Source organism: Pseudomonas sp. IT-93MI4, from assembly GCF_949767635.1.
GTDB lineage: Bacteria > Pseudomonadota > Gammaproteobacteria > Pseudomonadales > Pseudomonadaceae > Aquipseudomonas > Aquipseudomonas putida_A.
The window spans coordinates 215,620-235,061 of sequence record NZ_CATKPP010000054.1; the positions used below are offsets into that span (position 1 = coordinate 215,620).

17 protein-coding genes are annotated in these 19,442 nt (G+C 59.5%); 7 read left to right on the forward strand and 10 right to left on the reverse strand.

The features are described 5' to 3' along the window. Positions 1-27: 27 nt before the first annotated feature. A complete protein-coding gene (locus tag ACM6I7_RS20075) occupies positions 28-984 on the reverse strand; it encodes a LysR family transcriptional regulator (RefSeq protein ID WP_096796004.1) in 957 nt (318 codons plus the stop codon). A 42-nt stretch (positions 985-1,026) separates the two neighbouring features. On the opposite strand from ACM6I7_RS20075, the gene ACM6I7_RS20080 reads away from it, so the two are divergent. From ACM6I7_RS20080 to ACM6I7_RS20095, 4 genes are all read left to right on the forward strand, one after another. Next, positions 1,027-1,458 (forward strand): GFA family protein, encoded by a 432-nt coding sequence (locus tag ACM6I7_RS20080; protein ID WP_414889130.1) that lies wholly within the window; start codon positions 1,027-1,029, stop codon positions 1,456-1,458. A gap of 382 nt (positions 1,459-1,840) precedes the next feature. Beyond that, positions 1,841-3,295 (forward strand): DUF1254 domain-containing protein, encoded by a 1,455-nt coding sequence (locus ACM6I7_RS20085; protein ID WP_414889131.1) that lies wholly within the window; start codon positions 1,841-1,843, stop codon positions 3,293-3,295. A 34-nt stretch (positions 3,296-3,329) separates the two neighbouring features. Then, positions 3,330-4,823, forward strand: coding sequence for a DUF1254 domain-containing protein (locus ACM6I7_RS20090; protein WP_027611774.1), 1,494 nt, complete (start codon positions 3,330-3,332; stop codon positions 4,821-4,823). Positions 4,824-4,891: 68 nt separating this feature from the next. Continuing rightward, entirely contained in the window at positions 4,892-5,941 is a 1,050-nt protein-coding gene (locus tag ACM6I7_RS20095) for a hypothetical protein (protein WP_414889132.1), read from the forward strand. Positions 5,942-6,097: 156 nt separating this feature from the next. Here ACM6I7_RS20095 and ACM6I7_RS20100 read toward each other — a convergent pair whose 3' ends face one another. Continuing rightward, entirely contained in the window at positions 6,098-6,367 is a 270-nt protein-coding gene (locus tag ACM6I7_RS20100) for a hypothetical protein (protein ID WP_150370625.1), read from the reverse strand. Between the two features lie 322 nt (positions 6,368-6,689). Here ACM6I7_RS20100 and ACM6I7_RS20105 point away from each other — a divergent pair, with 322 nt between their 5' ends. From ACM6I7_RS20105 to ACM6I7_RS20115, 3 genes are all read left to right on the forward strand, one after another. After that, entirely contained in the window at positions 6,690-7,664 is a 975-nt protein-coding gene (locus tag ACM6I7_RS20105; RefSeq protein ID WP_027611777.1) for a quinone oxidoreductase family protein, read from the forward strand. After that, entirely contained in the window at positions 7,661-8,599 is a 939-nt protein-coding gene (locus ACM6I7_RS20110) for a LysR family transcriptional regulator (RefSeq protein ID WP_027611778.1), read from the forward strand. Before ACM6I7_RS20105 ends, ACM6I7_RS20110 begins: the two co-directional genes overlap by 4 nt. 151 nt (positions 8,600-8,750) lie before the next feature. After that, positions 8,751-8,993, forward strand: a complete 243-nt coding sequence (locus tag ACM6I7_RS20115) for a hypothetical protein (protein ID WP_007967139.1) — start codon at positions 8,751-8,753, stop codon at positions 8,991-8,993. A 50-nt stretch (positions 8,994-9,043) separates the two neighbouring features. Here ACM6I7_RS20115 and ACM6I7_RS20120 read toward each other — a convergent pair whose 3' ends face one another. The 8 genes from ACM6I7_RS20120 to ACM6I7_RS20155 all read right to left on the reverse strand — a co-directional run bounded on the left by ACM6I7_RS20120 (position 9,044) and on the right by ACM6I7_RS20155 (position 19,401). After that, entirely contained in the window at positions 9,044-9,946 is a 903-nt protein-coding gene (locus ACM6I7_RS20120; protein ID WP_414889133.1) for a bestrophin family protein, read from the reverse strand. Positions 9,947-10,111: 165 nt separating this feature from the next. Next, entirely contained in the window at positions 10,112-11,398 is a 1,287-nt protein-coding gene (locus ACM6I7_RS20125) for a carbohydrate porin (RefSeq protein ID WP_336836240.1), read from the reverse strand. Positions 11,399-11,503: 105 nt separating this feature from the next. After that, positions 11,504-13,909, reverse strand: a complete 2,406-nt coding sequence (locus ACM6I7_RS20130; protein WP_414889134.1) for a glucose/quinate/shikimate family membrane-bound PQQ-dependent dehydrogenase — start codon at positions 13,907-13,909, stop codon at positions 11,504-11,506. A 206-nt stretch (positions 13,910-14,115) separates the two neighbouring features. After that, a complete protein-coding gene (tspO, locus tag ACM6I7_RS20135; protein WP_027611782.1) occupies positions 14,116-14,559 on the reverse strand; it encodes a tryptophan-rich sensory protein TspO in 444 nt (147 codons plus the stop codon). Positions 14,560-14,618: 59 nt separating this feature from the next. Then, positions 14,619-16,808, reverse strand: a complete 2,190-nt coding sequence (locus ACM6I7_RS20140; RefSeq protein ID WP_414889135.1) for an ATP-binding protein — start codon at positions 16,806-16,808, stop codon at positions 14,619-14,621. Positions 16,809-16,967: 159 nt separating this feature from the next. Continuing rightward, positions 16,968-18,506 carry a cryptochrome/photolyase family protein gene (locus ACM6I7_RS20145; protein ID WP_414889136.1) on the reverse strand — a complete coding sequence of 513 codons (1,539 nt, stop codon included), beginning with the start codon at positions 18,504-18,506 and terminating at the stop codon, positions 16,968-16,970. 14 nt (positions 18,507-18,520) lie between these two features. Beyond that, positions 18,521-18,826: a DUF6482 family protein gene (locus ACM6I7_RS20150; protein ID WP_027611785.1), complete on the reverse strand. Its 306-nt coding sequence runs from the start codon at positions 18,824-18,826 to the stop codon at positions 18,521-18,523. Positions 18,827-18,858: 32 nt separating this feature from the next. Then, positions 18,859-19,401 (reverse strand): DUF3833 domain-containing protein, encoded by a 543-nt coding sequence (locus ACM6I7_RS20155; protein ID WP_247841807.1) that lies wholly within the window; start codon positions 19,399-19,401, stop codon positions 18,859-18,861. Positions 19,402-19,442 lie beyond the last annotated feature (41 nt).

The window sequence follows — 19,442 nt, forward strand, 5'->3', positions numbered from 1 at the left end:
GACTGGTGCTGGCATGGATCACTTCCCTCAGGGGGCGTTCGAGCGCAGATAATGATGCAGTTCCTCACCCACCACTTCGAACGCCTTGGCGATCCGTTTGATTTTGCGCAAGTCACTGTGCATCGCGATCCACACTTCGACCTCGAAGCCGAAGCTGTCTGGCAATACGTGAATCAGCCCATGATTTCTGGCGATAGGTATCGGGCAAAGACCGAAGCCCAATCCCGCTTTCAATGCAGCCAGTTGCGCAAGGTGGTGATCCGTGGCAATCGCGAAATGCTGATCGGCTTCACACAGCCCGGCTTCGACCAAGCGACGCAAGTCAGCTGAGCGACGGTCTGGCCCGATCAACGGCCGCTGGCGCAGCGACGTCAGGCTGACGGGCTCACCATAACGCTCCAGGCACTCGGCACTGGCATGGACGCCGATCCGCAAGCTGCCGACCCGCCGCACCACGATATCGGCCTCCATCGGACGCATCAGGCGTACGGCTATATCCGATTGCAGCCTGGCGATGTTTTCCAGTGCGTCGCCGATGCTCAGTTCGAGCTTCAGTCCAGGATGGTCGTAATGGAAGTTCCGCAGTAAAGCGGGCAATACCTCCACTCCCAGCAACTCGCCACAGGTCAGCCGCACCGTGCCGTGGTCCACCGACGTTTCAGCGCTGGCCGCCCGGTTGAAGGCTTGCGCGGCGAGATCCATGGCCTCGACATGATCGATGAGGCGCTGCGCCCCACTCGTAGGCGTCAGGCCTGAGGGCGTGCGGGTGAACAGGCTCAAGCCGAGTGTCTGCTCAAGATGATCGAGGCGTCGGCGGGCCGTGGCCTGCGCAATCCCCAACAACTTCGAAGCACCGCTCAGGCTGCCGGAACGCAGCACCGCAAGGAACACCTGCTGGCTCTCCCATTCAAGACCGCTCATACATTCTTGACCAACAGCTGCTCCTTTTTTGCTCTTCTGCTCGGGCGTGTGAAAAGGGATCATGCGCGCCGAACTTATCCGGGCGTCATTGTAAGGAGTCAACGCATGAGATTCACCGGTCAATGTCTGTGTGGGCGCGTCAGCATCGAAATCGAGGCGCAGCAACTGCCACCGCTGTATGCCTGTCATTGTCTGAATTGTCAGCGTTGGAGCGGCAGCGCGTTCGGCCTGCACATGCTATGCGCGGCTTCGGCAGTGCAGGTGAAGGGCGAAACGGCGACCTTTGTACGCGAATACCAAGGGCAGACCTCCACGCAACATGTCTGCGGCGAGTGCCATACCCGACTGTTCAACGAGACAACCGCCGCGCCCGGCATGCGTGTGGTGCGGGCGGGAGTATTGGAAGGTACGGAACACTTCACGCCGGTGGCGCATATCTGGACGCGACGCAAGCAACCCTGGCTGGTTCTGCCGCAAGGCGTTGCACAATGGGAGGAGAGCCCGACGCCCCAGGCGTTTGCCAGCGCACTCGGGTAAAGAAGCAAGATGGTGGCTTAACAATACTCACCAACGCTTGTACGTTGCCCCTTGGATAAGGGGGCAACACACTTCATCTCTATTGATCGAATCAAATCATGCGTCCTCCAGCGCTGGTCACAAAACGCTTGCTCTGGGCCATTACAGCTGCACGAGCACTGTGATGCCTTTCTTCCGTCGCGATCCTTATCAGATTTCTTGCCCTCAACATTGGAATGTCGGCCAAGAGCTGAGGAGCAGTTATCAGAAATGGAAATAGGATCTTAATTTTTCATACCTTTTCTGGCCGATCTCATTTCCTCTGCTAGGTTTTTCTAACGAACAATCTTCCACCAGAAGATTGATTCACCGAGAAACCGTCCCAAGCAAGGATGCCTTCCGTATGAACAAAACACCTTTATTCGCCAGCGGCCTGCTCGCTACCGCGCTATTGCTCGGCGCAGTTGCCGTGCAGGCACAGACCTCGCCCGTAGTGCAGGTATCCGGCCCCGAAGCCGATGTGAAGGTGACCGAAACCTACGTACGGATGATGGCGCGGGAGGCGTATTTCTGGGGTTGGCCGATGGCTAATATTTATAATCGCCGCCTGAAGTTCAAGGATCTGCCGCAGGCCGGGTTGATGGGGGGCATCGTGCCCGTGGCGCCGATCAACCATCTGTCGATGCTCACCGACTACATTTCACCGGGGGAACGCCTGGTGGCTTGTCCGAACCAGGATGTGGTCTACGGTGCGGGCAGCATTGCGCTGGATATCGAACCGGTGGTTTTGCAGGTCCCGGACTTTGGCGACCGGTTTTGGGTTTATCAGGTGGTGGACCTGCGCTCCGACAGCTTCGCCGAGCTAGGAAAAATGTACGCCACCAAGCCGGGCTTCTATCTGTTGGTGGGGCCGGACTGGAACGGCAAGGTGCCTGAGGGCATCACCCAGGTCTTTCGTGCAAAGACCAATACCGGTTTCGTGATTCCGCGGGTGTTCCAGGACGATACGGCCGAAGATCGCAAGGCCATCCAGCACTATTTGTCGGGCATCGACATGTACCCGCTGTCCAAATACGACGGCAAACTCAAGCAGCGTGACTGGAGCCAGTCGCCGAAATTCCCCGCCGAGGCCTCGGGTGACGAGGAAACGCGTTGGGTGCTCCCGGAAAAGTTCTTCGATGAGTTGCCGGCGATTCTCAAGGACGCCAAACCGCTGCCGGGAGAAGAGGCGCGCTATGCGCAATTGGCGGTGCTGGCACAAATCGCCCAGCGCGATCCCGAGCTGAAAAAAGCCATGATCGACGAGGCGCAAAAGTCTGATGCAGACGTGGTCAAGCCGTTGTTGCAGTTCCGCAACTACGGGAAGCAATTGCCCAATCACTGGAGCACCATCGATAACGGCGCAGCGTTTGGCACCGACTACTTCCTGCGCACGGCGGTTGCCCGGTCAAACATCTTCGTCAACAAACAGATCGAGACCAAGTACTTCTATCAGGATCTGGACGAGTCCGGCGTCCGACTCAACGGCGCGCAGCGCTACAGCGTGACCTTCCCCAAAGGCGCGCTGCCACCGGTCAAGGGTTTCTGGTCGCTGACGCTGTACAACCAGCAGCATTTCTTCGCCGAAAACCCGTTGGGGCGTTATTCCCTCGGCACCAAGAACAAGTCGCTCAAGACCAACGCCGATGGCTCACTGACGCTCTACGTGCAGAGCGATTCGCCGGGCGCCGACAAGGAAAGTAACTGGCTCCCGGCGCCGAAGGGCGCGGACTTCTCGCTCTATGTTCGCGCCTACTGGCCGGAAGCGGCCGCGATGAATGGCCAGTGGACGCCACCGGCGGTGGCCAAGGTCAACTGAACCGATTTTCCAACTGCGTTCATAAGGACAGCCGATGAACCGTTTGCGCACCTCACTGATGGCCTTGGCCGTAAGCCTCTCCCTAAGCGGCCTCGCCGATGCCGCGACGCGCTATGAAGAACTGGCCAATCAGCCTTTTGAAAAAGGCTTCCCGACCGAAGCGACCGCACGCAGCCTGATCGAGGAGCTGGTGTTCCAGCGCGCCGTGCAGTCGTATCTGTGGGCTCTGCCGGCGATCAATATCTGGTCGATGAAGGAAGCGTCGGAGAAGCAGTTCGGCGCGGGCTACAACATCCTGCCGACGTGGAAAAAGCGCATCAACGCCAAGACACTGGTGACCACGCCAAACTCCGACCTGGTCTACGCCATGAGCTATCTGGATCTGGCGAAGTACGGCCCGTTGGTGGTCGAAGCACCGCCCGGTGTGCAGGGCATGTTCGATGACTTCTTCCAGCGCCCGATTGTCGGGCCGACCATCGACGGCAGAACCTGGCGCGGTGACGTTGGCCTGGCGGGTCCCGACAAGGGCAAGGGCGGCACCTATGTGCTGCTCCCGCCTGATTACACAGGGCCGGAGCCGACCGAGGGATTCGTCTATCGCTCGCGCACCAACAACGTGTTCCTGTTCTGGCGCACCTTTTTCAAGGATCCGAAAGACCTCAGCGTGCCGGTAGCCGAAGTCGAGCGTACGAAGATTTATCCGCTGGGCAAGAAGGACTCGGCGCTGCCGATGCAATTCCCCGACGCCACCGGCGCACCGATCAACATGCTGTTCCCCGAAGACGGTCGCTACTTCGACATGCTCTCGCGTTTCATCGACGCCGAAGCCGTCGATCCGGCGGACATGGACATGCGCGGCTTCCTGCACACCCTGGGCATCGAGAAGGGCAAGCCCTTTGCCCCGGATGCCGAACGACGCAAGCTGCTGGATGACGCCGCGCGCACCGCGTTCAAGATGAGCAAGGTGGTGACCAGCCACTTGCTGTACAAAGAGCCGGGCGGTCTGTACTACAAGGATCGCCAATACGTGAACACCTTTGCCGGAGAGAATACCGAGTTTCAATCCAGCGGCAGTTTCACCAATCTTGAACAACGTGTGGCGTTCTTCACCTCGGCCTATTCCGACAGCCCCGGCATGGTCATGAACATGGTCGGTGCCGGCGCCAAGTATCCCGCGACAACCCGCGACGCCGAGGGCAAGTTCCTCGACGGCGCCCAGACCTACAAGCTCAACCTCCCAGCCAATGTCCCGGCGGCGTTGTTCTGGTCGGTCACCGCCTACGACAACCTGACCGCGTCAGGTCTGGACAATGGCCAGCCGTTCCCGTCCCTCAATCAAATGGATAAACCGGCGCAGAACAGCGACGGCTCCACCGACATCTACTTCGGGCCGACATCGCCGGGCGAGGGCAAGAACTGGATCAAGACCGTACCGGAGAAAGGCTTCCTGGTGATCGTGCGGTTGTATGGGCCGAAGCAGGCGTTTTTTGACCAGAGCTGGAAGCCAAGTGATCTGATCAAACAATAGAAGCTCCCCAGACGTGAACAATTGGACCCTGCGCCTTCAGTACGCCTGGTGAAATGGAGGGCAAATCGATGCAATCGATAAGGATTCGATCAAGTCTGACACTCTGCGGGGCGGTGCTCAGTGGCTTGGCCTGTGCCGCCAGCCCTCTGCCGAAACTGGGTTCCCCGTCAGTTGCAGGGGCCAGGGTCGATCCGGAAAAATGCCAACAGCTACAACAGGACTTCGACATTGACCTGAAAGAAGTGGTCAAGGCCGGTTGCGAACCGTCCACCGAACAGATATCCAGACTGATGGACAACCCGGTGGGAAACCTTGTTCTGCTGTTCAACCAGTACGATTACACCGCGCTCAAAGGTCCGCACAGCAACGGCACACGGATGCTCGGCAAATACAGTTTCATGCCGACCTTTCCGATCTCTCTTGGCGAAGACTGGAACCTGATCAACCGCCTGCCGATCAGCTACGTCAGCGCCCCGGTCAACCGCAAGGCCGGTAACCTGATAGGCATGGGCCCCAACGAAATTCTGCACGATCGCGGTGACTTCACCTCGGTCGTGCAGGACCCGTTCGACCGCACCAGCGGTTTCGGCGACCTAGCCTACGTCGGTGTGTTTTCGCCCAAGGAGCCGATCCGCTTTGCCGGGGGTGGCAAGATGGTCTGGGGGTTCGGCCCGACTGCGATGTTCCCGACCGCCGAAGAAGACGTGCTCGGTACGGGCAAATACTCGCTGGGCCCGGCGTTCGTCGCCGCGTACCTCGGTCCGGACTGGACCCTTGGCGTGTTCCCGCAGCACTGGTGGTCGGTTGGCGGTGATAGCAAGCGCAAGGACGTCAGCCTGACCAATGTGCAGTATTTCATTCAGCGGGCGATTCCAGGGCCGGAACAGTGGCGCATCGGCATGACCCCCAACGTCACGGTCAACTGGAAGGCCGAGGGCGGCAACAAAGTCACGTTTCCCATCGGGATCGGCGCTGGGCGAATCTTCAATTTCGGCAAGTTGCCGGTGAGGGTTTCCGGGGAGATTCAGTACTCGGCGATTCATCCGGATGACCTGATCAGCAGCCGCTGGAATTTCCGGCTGTCGTTCATTCCGGTCATACCTACCTTTATGTTTTGAAGATTACCCCAAGCCGGGGCGTGCATGCGGGGGTATCAGAGCAGAGGGTTTGTGGGGCAGGGCGCTCAATCGCCGAGAGTAAGGACTGTCGCTTGGCTACAACAGGCGCTGGTGCGTGCTCAGCACATAAGTCACGCACCAGACTCGTTTGAATAATTACCACTGACCGCTTCCGAGGCAGGCGATTATTTCCCAGCCACTGAATTCCCACCAGGAATAGCGCTCATCAGAGCAACTTCTGGCCAGGCTGGCCGTCTGGATTTCTCCAGCTTTCTGTTGTGTTGAGAAAGGCGTGTCAATCGAGGCGGTCGCCTGCTTGACCGTCTGTGGAGCACTGATGGTCGTTGGATGCACGGCTGCGTTTGTGACCGTTGCGGCGAGAGCGAGTGTCGCGGCGATGGCCAGGGTAGTGATGGACTTTTTCATGTTCGAATCCTTTCAGTTAGCTGACAGCGGGCTTAAACATTGGCCCCGACCTGCCTTCTGAACAGATCGGGCATTCGCGTAATGTCACGCCAGAAAAGCCTATCACTGCGCTATCTGCGGAACAGTCGCACAACTGTGCTATTGACAGTTTTGAACCGTTGGTATTTACAGCGCCGCAACTGATGCAGCGCTCCATTCCATGATGTTATTGCTGCAAATCATGCATTAATGTCTTGCAGTCAGCCCGTCTTGTTCGTCGGTAAGTCAGTTCTCACACTAGCGGCATCTGTTTGGAAGACTTCTGACCTTAGAGGAAACGACCATGGTATCCGCTATCCGCTTTAATCAGTTCGGCGCGCCTGATGTGTTGAGTCTGGAAACGTTGAGCGAACAATTGCCCGGGCCAGGTGAGGTCTGGATTGAACAGGACGCCATCGGGGTCAACTTCCTCGATGTGACTCAACGCAAGGGTGCGGTGCCTGTTGCGCTGCCATCCGGACTCGGATTGGAGGGGGCCGGGCGAGTCGTCACCGTGGGTGAGGGCGTCAGCAATGTGCACGTTGGTGATAGGGTCGCTTATGCTACTGGGCCCATTGGCTCATATGCTTCGGCCCGACTTTATCCAGCCGAGCGACTGGTGAAGATACCCGACGCCTTGTCGTTCGATGATGCCGCAGCTGTCATGTTCAAAGGCATCACTGCGCAGTACCTGTTAAAAACCACCTATCCAGTGGCACAGGGCACCACAGTTCTCATCTATGGCGTGGCTGGAGGATTGGGGGAAATCATGGTGCCATGGGCCAAGCACTTGGGGGCGACAGTGATTGGTGTGGTTTCAAAACTGGCCAGCGTCGAAAAAGCGCTGAGATCCGGTTGTGATGAGGTGTTGGTATTCAATGCCGACAACCTGGCGTCTGAGGTCAGCCGTCTTACCCAGGGCAGAAAGGTTGACGTGGTCTACGACCCTATTGGCCGTGCGTCTTTCCAGGCGTCTTTGGATAGTCTCCGGCCACGCGGGCTGATGGTTTCGTTCGGGGCCTCGTCAGGTGCGCCCTCGGCTGTAGAACTGTCGACGCTCAATGCTAAAGGCTCGCTGTTCCTCACACGTCCTTCACTGGCAGCACACACCGCCAGTGCCTGTGAGTACCAGGAACGGGCGCAGGATGTGCTGGCCGCCATAGGCGCAGGTATTATCAAGCCCAGGATTTGGGCCAGCTACGCTCTGAAAGATGCATCGCAGGCGCATACGGCATTGGAGTCGGGGCAGTCATCGGGGGCGATCATTCTAAAACCATGAATCTTGATGTTCTGAATAGTCAGCACAGTGACGAAATCGCTGCGTTTCTGGCCGTTGCCTCCCAAGGCTCGTTTGTCGCTGCAGGTCGGCTCCTGCAGCGACACCCAACCGTCGTATCGAAACGACTGGCCGCCATGGAAAAGCGCCTCGGTGTGCGTCTCGTCGAGCGTTCAACCCGTCAGGTTCGAATTACGCCAGTAGGTGCCAAGCTTGAGCAGCATCTGCGCTCGGCCATCAACCTGATGAATGAAGCGCAACAGCAGGCGACGCAAGGTGCCAGCGAAGTTCGAGGAACGTTGCGGCTTGCACTGCCGGCAGCCATGGGACGGCGCTGGCTTGGTCCGATGTTGCCGGAGTTTCTCAAGGAACATCCGCACGTTTCGATCCTCGCAGACTATAGCGAACGCCTGGTGGACATCATCGACGAAGGATTCGACGCTGCGATCCGAATCGGAGAACTGGAAGACAACCGACTGATCGCCAAACGGTTAAGTGACCACCGCCGGATCCTCGGCGCTTCGCCCGCTTACATAGAAAAGCATGGCATGCCCGACCATCCACACGACCTGATCAAGCACAATTGCCTTCGCTTTAGTGGCCTTGCGTCTTTTCCGCAATGGAGGCTTTTTCGCGGCAGCGAGTTGCAAACAGTCGCGCCAAAAGGAAACCTCACGGCCAACGACAGCGAATCGTTACTTGCCGCCGCTTGCGCTGATTCAGGGATACTCGGCGCAGGCGAATGGCTGATGCGCCATGACATTGCTGCAGGAAAATTGCTTCACGTTCTTCCGGACTGGCAACTCGACACCGCTGGTGGGGTTTACCTGGTCAGGCCGTCAGCCAAGTTTCCCAGCGCCGTGGTAATAGCTTTCAAACAGTGGATCGAGTCAAAGTTTACCCCTGCGCCTCCATGGGCTATTTGCCGGCCTGATTGAAATCCACTTCAAAAATTGCTGGCCTCTTGGTTAAACGCTCTCCAACTCTAAATAATCTGAACCCCGCCCGAACGCCCACGCCTAACGATCAGCTTGTGTTCATTCGCACAGGCCCGGTGCCAATACCGGCACATTCCGAGAGGTGGTCAACGTGGCTAAAGACGAGAAGAAAAGCAAAAAAGATGACGCTTCGAAAGCCAGCAAGGACTTGAAAGACAAAAAGTCTTCGCCGGAAAAGAAATCGGCGGCAGCTTCGGCGCTTTCCAAGTCCTCCGACAAGAAAGACAAGAAGAAAGACGCCGAACCGAAAAAGTCTGCGAAAAAAGCCGATAGCAAGCCGGAAAAGGCCAAGGATTCTAAGAAGGCTGACAAGCCGGCGAAAAAGAAGAAGTAATACCTGCGACTCGCCAGGGCATTACGCCCTGGCGTCCCTCAGATCGCTCCTCAAGCCGTTTCTTCAACCCTGTGCACATCCCCCAGTGAATCACGCTGCATCGACTGCAGGTTTTTCTCGATGGTTTCGCACAGGGCTTCCATCTGGATTTGGTGCTCGCTATGGCGAAACGGGCTTTGCAGGTCAGTACCGATGCGTTCGATGGCCAGCAGCATGAGGCCCACCACCGTCGAGGCCAGCGGGGTGAACCAACCCAGCGATTCCACCAGCCCCACCGGCACAATCAGGCAGAACAGCGAGATAAACAGGCGCGGGAAATACACGTAGGGGTAGGGCAGCGGAGTATTGGCGATCCGCTCCATGCCGCCCTGGCTGTTGGACAGATCGACCATCGTCGATTCCAGCCGTGCCAGCCGAATGCTGTCCAGGCGCCCGGCCTTGTATTCCCGGGCCAGCAACGCCGCGGAACCGGTGAGGATGTCGTTGGCAAAGTTGTTGGTGGTGCCGCTGCGGGCGAACTCATCCGCCGGGATGAACGCGCGGACTTCCTCCGGGCAAGGCTGACCCTGCAGATGCGCCGCGAGGCAATTGACGTAGGCCACATGGCGGCGCAACAGCGTCGCCTTCACCGGGTTCACTTCGTTGTCGGGATCATCCAGCAGCGTCAGCACCTGCCGGGCGAAGCTGCGCGAGCTGTTGATCATCATGCCCCACAGCGTGCGCGCCTCCCACCAACGGTTGTAGGCGCTGCTGTTGCGGAAACTGATCAGCACCACCAGCGCTGAACCGAGCAGCGTCAGCGGCATCAGCGGCAGGTTGATCTTGGCGTTCAGGAACAACATGAAGTCGACGGTGACGGCGATGTCCCAGAGCAACAACCAGAACAGCGACCAGCCCACGTAGCCCATGGTCTTGATGATCAAACGGTATTTTTTGACGATGGCTGCTTTCAAACGGAAACCTCGTGGCGAGCGGTAAGCGTTAACGCCCTAGCTCCGACGCAGGTTTGGGGGTAAAGGTTCGGTGTTGACTGAGCATCTTGGTTACGACAATTGTCAGGCAATAAAAAACCCGGTCATTACGCCGGGTTTTTATTGCCTGCAGTTCTGCCAGAAGACTCAGAGCGAGGCTTTCACCTGCAAGCCAAACACCAACGCATTGTCGATGTCCTGCCCGGAAAACGCGCCCGGTTCGATGATGTATTGCATGTTCGGGCGCAGCGTCAGCCACGGCGTGGCCTGGTAGCCGTAGCCGAATTCGATTAGCTGCTCGCCACTGTCCAGGTTCGGGAACTGCGTGCCATTGGCCATGGCGGCGTCCTGCTGCACGTCGCGGCTGCGCGGGTTAGGCACGGCGCGGCCATAGCCCAGAGCGACGGTGTCACGCGGGCGACCTTCGAACGGTTTGTACAGCACCAGACCGGTGCCGTACCACTTGCTGAACGGCGAAGCTGCTTCGCTGGCTGCCGAGTATTGGCCGAACGCATGCAGGCTGCGGCCCTCGGACGTTGGCGAACTCCATACGGCCTGATCGATCAGCAAGTAGTGACCGCCACGGCCGGAGACTTCTTTGTCGCTGCCGATGCGGTTCACGTCGGAGCTGTCGTAGTAGTAACCGAGCTTGTATTCGCCAGGCAATTGGCCCGCGTGCTTGTACACCAGTTCGATCGGCACCACGGTGCCGGTGGTGTGTTTCGGGCCCAGATGCCAGGCGCGGCTGGAGTTGCCGTTGCTTTCCGGATCGACGTTGAACGCCGCTACGCGCAGTTGCCAGGACGGCGACAAGTCGTATTTCACCCGCACGCCCAGGTGTGCGTTCGGGTAGTTGGTCCAGCCGCTGCCGCCGGACATGTTCAGCGGATGGCCGCAGAAACCGGCGTTCATGAAGTTGCACAGAATGCCGCTGTCGAGGCCGCCGAGGTCGTTGCCCATGGCCATGTAGCCCAGCTTCACGTTGAGCGCCGGGGTGAACAGACTGCGCTCATAGCTCAGTTCGGTCAGGCGGGTGTAGAGGCCGCCGTAGTTTTCCTGGATCGGCAGACGGTTACCAACCAGATCTTCGGACGCGCTGTTGCCGCGGCGGTCGTTGATGGTCAGCTGAACCTTGCCGGCGTTCTCTACGCCATACAACTTGCTCAGGTCGAACTGCGCGCCGAGCTTGATGTTCTGCGAGTAGCGGCCGGAGCGATGCAGGCCGCCGTCGGCGTTGTAAGCCATTTCGCCGGTGTAATCGCCGGTGAACTTGATGCCGTCTTCGTCCATCTGGTGGCGCAGGCCACCCCAGTCACCGGTCAGGGTGTTGCGGGTCAACAGGTTCGAATCGGTATCGGCGAAGGCGGGCAGGGTGGTGCAGGTCAGGCCCAACAGCACGCCGTTGACCCAGCCGTTACGAGTAAAACCAAACATGGAGATCTTCCTGCTCAAAGCTGTAGCGATATCGGAAAGCGGCGCGGCACCCTCAGGTGCCGCGCGCAAAAAGAAAGCGCCCGTGTTCAGCACGGGCGCTGCGGTTTACGGCAAGGCGTAAGCCATCACGTAGTCGCCGCGATCGGTCGACTGACGTGCACCACCGGCGGTGATGACGATGTACTGCTTGCCGGTCTTCGGCGAAACGTAGGTCATCGGGCCGCCCTGACTGCCAACCGGCAGGCGCGCTTTCCACACCTCTTCACCGTTGCCGCTGTTGAAGGCGCGCAGGTAGAAGTCCTGGGTACCGGCGATGAAGATCAGGCCACCTTGGGTCGACAGGGTGCCGCCGAGGGTCGGCAGACCGATCTTGATCGGCAGGTGCATGCGGATGCCCAGCGGACCGGTGTCTTCAACGGTACCGACCGGAACCTGCCAGGCAACTTTCTGGGTTTTCATGTCGATCGCGGTCAGGGTGCCGAACGGCGGTGCCTGGCAAGGAATGCCGGCCACCGACAGGAAGCGGTTTTTGTTGACCGCGTAAGGCGTTCCTTTGAGCGGTACCGCGCCCATGCCGGTGTTCAACGCTTCGCCACCGGAAGAGGCCTGCGCCTTGTTCTGCGACGGGATCATCTGAATCCACAGACCCAGGCGCATGTCGTTGACGAAGATGAAGCCGTGCACCGGGTCAGTGGAGATGCTGCCCCAGTTCATGCCGCCCAGCGAACCCGGGAAGCTCAGCGATTTATCAGTACCCGGCGCGGTGTACAGGCCGTCGTAACGCATCGATTTGAAATCGATCCGGCACAGCAACTGGTCGTACGGGGTGGCGCCCCACATGTCCGATTCAGTCAGATGCTGCGCACCGATCTGCGGCATGCCCACCGATTTCGGCTGGGTCGGCGAGTACGGTTCGTTCGGGATGTTCGCGGCTTTGACCGGGACTTCTTTAACCTCGGTCAACGGTTTACCGGTGGCACGATCGAGCACGTAGATCTGCCCGGCCTTGGTGCCGATGACCAGCGCCGGAACGCTTTTGCCGTCCTTGGTGAAGTCGATCAGGCTCGGCTGCATTGGCAGGTCGAAGTCCCAGAGATCGTTGTGCACGGTCTGGAATACCCAGCGTTCATCACCGGTGGTGGCGTCCAGCGCGAGGATCGAGGCGCCGTAGGTGTGATCGAGTTTGCTGCGCTCGACACCATAGATGTCGGTGGACGAGCTGCCCATTGGCAGGAACACGGTGTTGGTTGCCGGATCGTAGGACATCGGCGCCCAGCTGTTCGGCGTGCTGCGCACATACGTGCTGCCGTCGGCCGGTGCCTGTTTGTCCTGCGGGTTGCCTGGGTCGAAGGCCCAGCGCATGGCGCCGGTGATTACGTCAAAACCACGGATCACGCCGCCCGGCATGTCGGTTTGTACGTTGTCGGCTACACGACCGCCGACCACCACAGTGGTACCGGCCATCAACGGCGCGGAGGAGAGCTGGTAGTAGCTGTCCGGCACGTCACCGAGACCGGCCTTCAGATCAACCTGACCGTTGTTGCCGAAACCCTGGCAGAACTCGCCGGTGTCGGCATCGACCGCGATCAGGCGGGCGTCGATGGTGTTGGTCAGCAGACGGCGCTGGCAATTGGCGGCCGGCGCCGGTTTGGCTTCGATGATGCTCGAATTGCTTGGTTGAGCGATGCTTTTCGTCGCATCGAAATAGGCCATGCCACGGCAACGTTGCCAGACTTTCGACTTAGCGTTGATCGCGTTCTTCCACAGCTCTTTGCCGGTGTCGGCATCCAGCGCGATCAGGTTGTTGTGCGGGGTGCAGATGAACACTTTGTTGCCGATCTGCAGCGGAGTGAGCTGGTCTTCGGCACCGTTGCCATCGCTCTCGGCGACGTCACCGGTGTGGTAGGTCCACGCCACTTTCAGCTTGTCGACGTTATTGCGGTTGATCTGGTACAGCGCAGCAAAGCGGCTGCCGCCCTCGGTATTACCGTAGTGCGCCCAGTCTTTTTGCGCCTTGTCTGGCTCAACCGGGGTCAGGCCCGGGCCAGTGCCGGTGGCAGCGACGGTCGGGTGCGCAACGAACATATTGCCGGCAGCCACCGCCAGTCCCACGGCCAGGACAGCGGCAACGCCGTAAGCGCCACGACCCGGAACATCACCGTTGGCACGCTTGAGCAGCGGATAGACCAGCGTCACCGCCAGACCCACGGCGCTGAACATGAACAGACGCGAGAACACCGGCCAGAACACCAGCCCGGCATCGCTCACCGCCCAGATCGCTGTCCCGACCAGAAACGCCGCGAACAGCCAGGCGCCGGCCGTCTTGAAGCGAGCGATCAGCAGACCGGAAACGGCCATCACCAGACCGCCCACGAGGAAGTACCACGACCCTCCCAGGCTGACCAGCTTCACTCCGCCAGCCGCAAGTGCCAGGCCGAGCAGGGCGATGATCACCCCCAGCCCGACCAGAATGAATTTTGATATGCCCGAGAGGCGTTGACTCTGCTTCACGTTGAATGTCCCGTTGAAATGAGGCGTGCATTATATAGATAGGTAACTACCTAGTTAAATCACTAATTCAGTAATGAACTGTTGTTCATTGCGAAATCCCCGTCCTGAGCGGGGACCTGCGCTTTCAAGGGCCTGGAAAGATATTTTGAATGCCTGAAAAAGAGCCTTTTTGTCAGAAAAAATGGGAGTTATGACAGCTGCCGTCATCAACCACGGTTATTGCGCAGAATCGAGAAATTCAACGCCGCCGCCACACACAACCAGGCCAGATAAGGAAACAGGATCAACCCGGTGATCAAATCCAGGCGCAACGCCATAAACACCATCACCGCGACCACCAGCCACAACAGCAGCAGAATCACCATGGCGGCGGCCACCTGATGCGCGCCGAAGAACACCGGCGTCCACAACGTGTTTAAGGCAATCTGCGCGGCCCATAGCGCCAGTACCGTCTGACTGCCAGGAATCAGGCTCAAGCGATAACCGGCCCAGGCCAGCAATAGATAGATTATTGTCCAGGCCACCGGAAACGCCCAATTGGGCGGGGTGAATCCGGGTTTATTGAGCCCTTCGTACCATGGCCCGGGCTTGAAAATCACCCCGGTAGTCGCCGCAGCGCCGCACGCGATCAGAAAAATCAGAAACGTCACCATTTTTCACTCCTTGGCCGCAGCCACTCTCTCTGGGATTACAGCGCCGCAACGGTCGCTCATTCGGATTTCATCGCCATCAGGTCGCTGACCCGCGCCACCAGCGTGTCGACGGCAAACGGCTTGGTCAGCACCTGCATGTCCGGGCCCAATTGACCGGCGCCAATCACCGCGTTTTCTGCGTACCCGGTGATGAACAGGGTCTTCAGGTTCTGGCGGATTTCCCGGCCGGCATCGGCCAGTTGCCGACCATTCATGCCACCCGGCAAGCCGACGTCGGTGATCAGCAAGTCGATGTGTATGTCCGAGCGCAACATCTTCAGCCCGACCACACTGTCAGCGGCCTCTATCAAGGTGTAGCCGAGATCGCCGAGCACGTCAGTCAGCAGCGCACGCACCGTAGGCTCGTCGTCCACCACCAGAATTGTCTCGCCAGATTTGGGCAAGGCTGCCGGCGTGTTGTCCTTGTGATCCTGATTCGGCACAGGCTCGCCATGGTAGCGCGGCAGATAAATGCACATCTCCGTGCCCTGACCGACCTGCGAATGCACGCGCACCTGACCACCGGACTGCTTGGCGAAACCGTAGATCATCGACAGCCCCAACCCGGTGCCCTGGCCCAGCGGTTTGGTGGTGAAGAACGGGTCGAAGGCCTTGGCGATCACATCGGCAGTCATGCCGGTACCGGTATCGGTCACGCACAGGCACAGGTATTCGCCCTCGGGCATGTCCAGGGTGCGCGCCGTCTCGCAGTCCAGCGCACGGTTGGCTGTTTCGATGGTGATGCGCCCGCCATCCGGCATCGCATCGCGCGCGTTGATGCACAGGTTGAGCAGGGCGTTCTCCAACTGGCTGGCGTCCACCAGCGTTGGCCAGAGCCCCGGCGCGGCGCGGGTTTCCAGAACGATGCTGGGGCCGACCGTACGCTGGATCAGCTCGGTCATGCCGGTCATCAGCGTGTTGACATCTGTCGGCCGCGGATCGAGGGTCTGGCGTCTGGAAAACGCCAGCAGACGGTGGGTCAGGGCGGCGGCTCGCTTGACCGCGCCCTGGGCGGTCACCATGTACTTGTCGACCTCATTCAGCCGGCCCTGGCTGATGCGCGCGCCCATCAACTCCAGCGCGCCGGAAATGCCGGCCAGCAAATTGTTGAAGTCATGCGCCAGGCCCCCGGTCAGTTGGCCGACGGCTTCCATTTTCTGCGACTGACGCAGTTTTTCTTCGGCTTGCATCAGCTCTGAAGTGCGCGATGACACGCGCTGCTCCAGCGTATCGTTGAGCGCGCGCAACGCGGCGATGGCGCGGTCGCGCTCCGCTTCGACATTGCGCCGCTCCTCGACATCGATCAGCACGCCGGGAAAGCGCAGCGGCGTTCCATCATCGGCACACTCAACACGGCCGTTGGCTTCGATCCACTGATATTTGCCGTCTGTGCGGCGCACACGGTACTGGTGGGAGTAGGCGCCACCACGGCCGATGGCTTCGTTGATCGCGGTGGTCAGTCCATCCTGGTCTTCGGGATGCACGGTCACCATGACTTGTTCGAGGCTCAGCCCTTCGCGGCCCAGCGCCGGGTCGAGGTCAAACACCCGGGCGAACGCTTCGTCCACGGCAAAACGGTCGGTGAGCAGGTCCCAGTGCCAGGTGCCGATGATCGCACCGGCGGCGAGCGCCAGTTGCACACGCTCGACGTTCTCCCGCGCCAGCGCTTCACTGGTACGCAAACGCTCCTCGGCGTCGCGCCGCTGGGTGACGTCGTTGAACAGGATCGCGATCTGCCGGTCGGCCGGATCGCCGACACGCACCGCGCGCACGTCGAACCAGCGTTCGAAGGTGTTGGCGTAATTTTCGAAGTTCGCCGGCTCTCCGGTTTTGGCCACATGGCCGTAGGTTTCGAACCAGAAGCTTTCCAGATTCGGCGCGAACTCGGTCACCCATTTGCCGCGCAGGTTGACCCCGCACTGGTGTTCGAACGCCGGGTTGGCTTCGACGAAGTAGTAATCGACGGGTTTATCCTCTGCGTCGAATTTGACCTTGACGATGGCGAACGCCGACTCGATGGTTTCCAGAATGGTGATGAAGCGTGCCTCGCTGCGGGCGAGCGCATCCCGACTGGCTTGCAGTTGCGCCGCCATGTCGCGATCGAGGTCAACGTCCTGCGTGTCGACCAGGGTGCTCTGAAGCGCCGCGCGCAATCGCCTTACCTCTGACTCAAGCGCTTCGCGACTAAGGTGTTCAAGGGTATCCATGTGACCTGCTTTATTGAATGTTCAGGGACTGGCTTCATAGAGCGCGTAGGCACAACGCGAGCAGTGAACGTCGCGCTCGCAGGGGACTTGAGCGCCGATCATTCGTTGACCGGGCGCGCTGTGCTTAAGTTTCACCACCCGCGCATGCGAGCGCTCATTTCAGATCGATTCGCCGTTATCCAGGCGCACCAACAGGTTCTGCCCGCGTTGCCACAGCGCCTCCTGCTTGGCTGGCGGCATGCGGTCGAGGTTCTTGTACATCATCGCCATGCGCTGATTGCCGCGCAGGTGTTCGCCGTGGCGCATCAGAAAATGCCAGTACAACGCATTGAACGGGCAGGCATTGTCCGCGGTACTTTCGCTGACATTGTAGGCGCAGCTTCGGCAGTAGTCGGACATGCGATTGATGTATTGGCCACTGGCGCAATAGGGTTTGGAACCGAGGTAACCGCCATCGGCATGCATGACCATGCCCAAGGTGTTGGGCAGCTCGACCCAGTCGAAGGCGTCCATATAGATCGCCAGGTACCACTCACAGATCTGGCTCGGCGCGATGCCGGCGAGCAGGGCAAAATTGCCGGTGACCATCAGCCGCTGAATGTGGTGCGCGTAGGCGTGCTGCAGACTCTGGCCAATGGCCTGGCGCATGCAGTTCATCTGCGTCGCACCGGTCCAGTAGAACTCGGGCAGTGGCCGGTCGTTGCCGAATGCGTTGCCCAGTGCGTAGTCCGGCATTTTCAGCCAGTACACGCCGCGCACATATTCCCGCCAGCCGATCAATTGCCGAATGAAGCCTTCGGCAGCATTCAGGGCAATCCTGCCGGCCCAATAGGCCGACTCGACGTCACTGCACAACTGCCGCAAATCCAGCAGGCCGATATTGAGCGCGGCACTGATGCGCGCATGAAACAGGAACGGTTCGTCACTGGCCATGGCGTCCTGATAGTCGCCGAATCCTGCCAGGCCAAAATCCAGAAAATACTCCCACAGCGCCTGCGCGTCGGCGTGGGTGACCGGGTAGTTGAAGTCGTCGAGTGCACCGTAATGCTGACTGAAACGGGCCTTCACCAGGTCCAGCACTTCGCGGGTGATGGCGTCATTACCGAAACGGATCGGGTAGGGGGCTTTCACGCCTTTGGGCAGGGCCTTGCGATTCTCCGCATCGAAATTCCACGCACCACCCACCGGCGTGCCGTCGCCATTGAGCAGCAAGCGACTCTTGCGGCGCATCTCGCGATAGAAGAATTCCATGCGCAACTGCTTTTTGCCGGCGGCCCAGGCGGCGAACTCATCGCGACTGCAAAGAAAACGCGTATCGGCGTGCCAATGCATGGGCAAGCCACAGTCCCTGATCGATTGCTCCAGACGCCAGTCGCCGCATTCGGTGACGTGCACTTCCTCGGCCTGCAACCGCTGTTGCCAGCGGCGTAATTCCCCCGGCACCGAGCCGCTGTTGTGCGGATCATCCAGGGTCACGTATTCGACACGAACGCCCTGGTCTCGCAGGGCCTGGGCGAAATGGCGCATGGCACTGAAGATCAGGGCAATCTTTTGCGGGTGGTGCGGCACATGGCTGGCTTCTTCCATGACCTCGACCAGCAGCACAGTGTCGCGCTCGCTATCGAGCGTCTGCAAGGAAGCCAGGTCGAAGGACAACTGATCGCCCAGTACCAGGCACAATCGACGGTTCTGGTTCATTCACAGCATCCGTTTCATAGCGATGTGGCCAACGAAAACGGAATCCGCAGCTCTTCGACGGGCCCGCTATCACGCCCGCACATTTCGTCGTGCACGCATTGCTGCACCAACACGCAGGGGAATGCCGGCACAGTCTGCAGCAGGTCACGCAGATGGGTGATCGAGCGCAGATGCATCGGTTTGGCTGCATCGTCGAGCAAGGTGAACTGGCCGTGATCCAGGCGGATGCGGGCCAGATAAAAACCACCTTCGAGTGACAGCAGCTCCAGCTCACGTATTTCGCTGTTGGCCGCACGTTCGGTCAGGGTTTGCAGATTCATGCTTCACTCCTTGCCTATCAATTGAGCACTGTTCATTGATTTTCTCCCGAGCCCTGGCGACGGAAGAACAAGGTCACCTGGCCGACTTCAACCCCGAGTTTGGACATGCTGGTGCGGTTGATCAGCGTGTCCTCGTCCATCTGGTACATCCAGTCGTCCATGCTCATTTCATAGGTTGAGCCATCAACCGGCAGATTCAGGCGATAACGCCAGTGCAGAGCATTGCCTGCGACCTGACCTGTAGCGACACCTACCACATCACCCGCACGCCCGCTCCAGCGCCCCTGGCCCTCGGGCGTCAGGGTCCAGACGCGGCGTTGGCGCGTGCCGTCGCTGTACAGGAAGCGCTCATCGAGAATCAGGTTGTCGCCTTCACGATGGCTGACGATGTTGACCTCAAAGCGCTTGACCACTTCCCCGGAGCGCTTCTGAAACATCCCCCAGGCTTTCACGGGTTTGCTGAAAAAGCGTTGCAGATCCAGCGCCGGTTGCTGATCGGCATAGTGGCTGACATCCACGCTGCCGCAGCTTGCAACGCCGAGTGCCAGAGCCAGTAAGAGCACAAGTCGGGCCATTGCCGTTCTCCCTGAGTGCACAGGTATAGGGGTGAAAGTAG

Bases quoted from the DNA above. Each gene is read 5' to 3' on its own strand.
- ACM6I7_RS20075 (WP_096796004.1), bottom strand. From the start codon at position 984: ATGATCCCTTTTCACACGCCCGAGCAGAAGAGCAAAAAAGGAGCAGCT.
- ACM6I7_RS20080 (WP_414889130.1), top strand. From the start codon at position 1,027: ATGAGATTCACCGGTCAATGTCTGTGTGGGCGCGTCAGCATCGAAATC.
- ACM6I7_RS20085 (WP_414889131.1), top strand. From the start codon at position 1,841: ATGAACAAAACACCTTTATTCGCCAGCGGCCTGCTCGCTACCGCGCTA.
- ACM6I7_RS20090 (WP_027611774.1), top strand. From the start codon at position 3,330: ATGAACCGTTTGCGCACCTCACTGATGGCCTTGGCCGTAAGCCTCTCC.
- ACM6I7_RS20095 (WP_414889132.1), top strand. From the start codon at position 4,892: ATGCAATCGATAAGGATTCGATCAAGTCTGACACTCTGCGGGGCGGTG.
- ACM6I7_RS20100 (WP_150370625.1), bottom strand. From the start codon at position 6,367: ATGAAAAAGTCCATCACTACCCTGGCCATCGCCGCGACACTCGCTCTC.
- ACM6I7_RS20105 (WP_027611777.1), top strand. From the start codon at position 6,690: ATGGTATCCGCTATCCGCTTTAATCAGTTCGGCGCGCCTGATGTGTTG.
- ACM6I7_RS20110 (WP_027611778.1), top strand. From the start codon at position 7,661: ATGAATCTTGATGTTCTGAATAGTCAGCACAGTGACGAAATCGCTGCG.
- ACM6I7_RS20125 (WP_336836240.1), bottom strand. From the start codon at position 11,398: ATGTTTGGTTTTACTCGTAACGGCTGGGTCAACGGCGTGCTGTTGGGC.
- ACM6I7_RS20140 (WP_414889135.1), bottom strand. From the start codon at position 16,808: ATGGATACCCTTGAACACCTTAGTCGCGAAGCGCTTGAGTCAGAGGTA.
- ACM6I7_RS20145 (WP_414889136.1), bottom strand. From the start codon at position 18,506: ATGAACCAGAACCGTCGATTGTGCCTGGTACTGGGCGATCAGTTGTCC.
- ACM6I7_RS20150 (WP_027611785.1), bottom strand. From the start codon at position 18,826: ATGAATCTGCAAACCCTGACCGAACGTGCGGCCAACAGCGAAATACGT.
- ACM6I7_RS20155 (WP_247841807.1), bottom strand. From the start codon at position 19,401: ATGGCCCGACTTGTGCTCTTACTGGCTCTGGCACTCGGCGTTGCAAGC.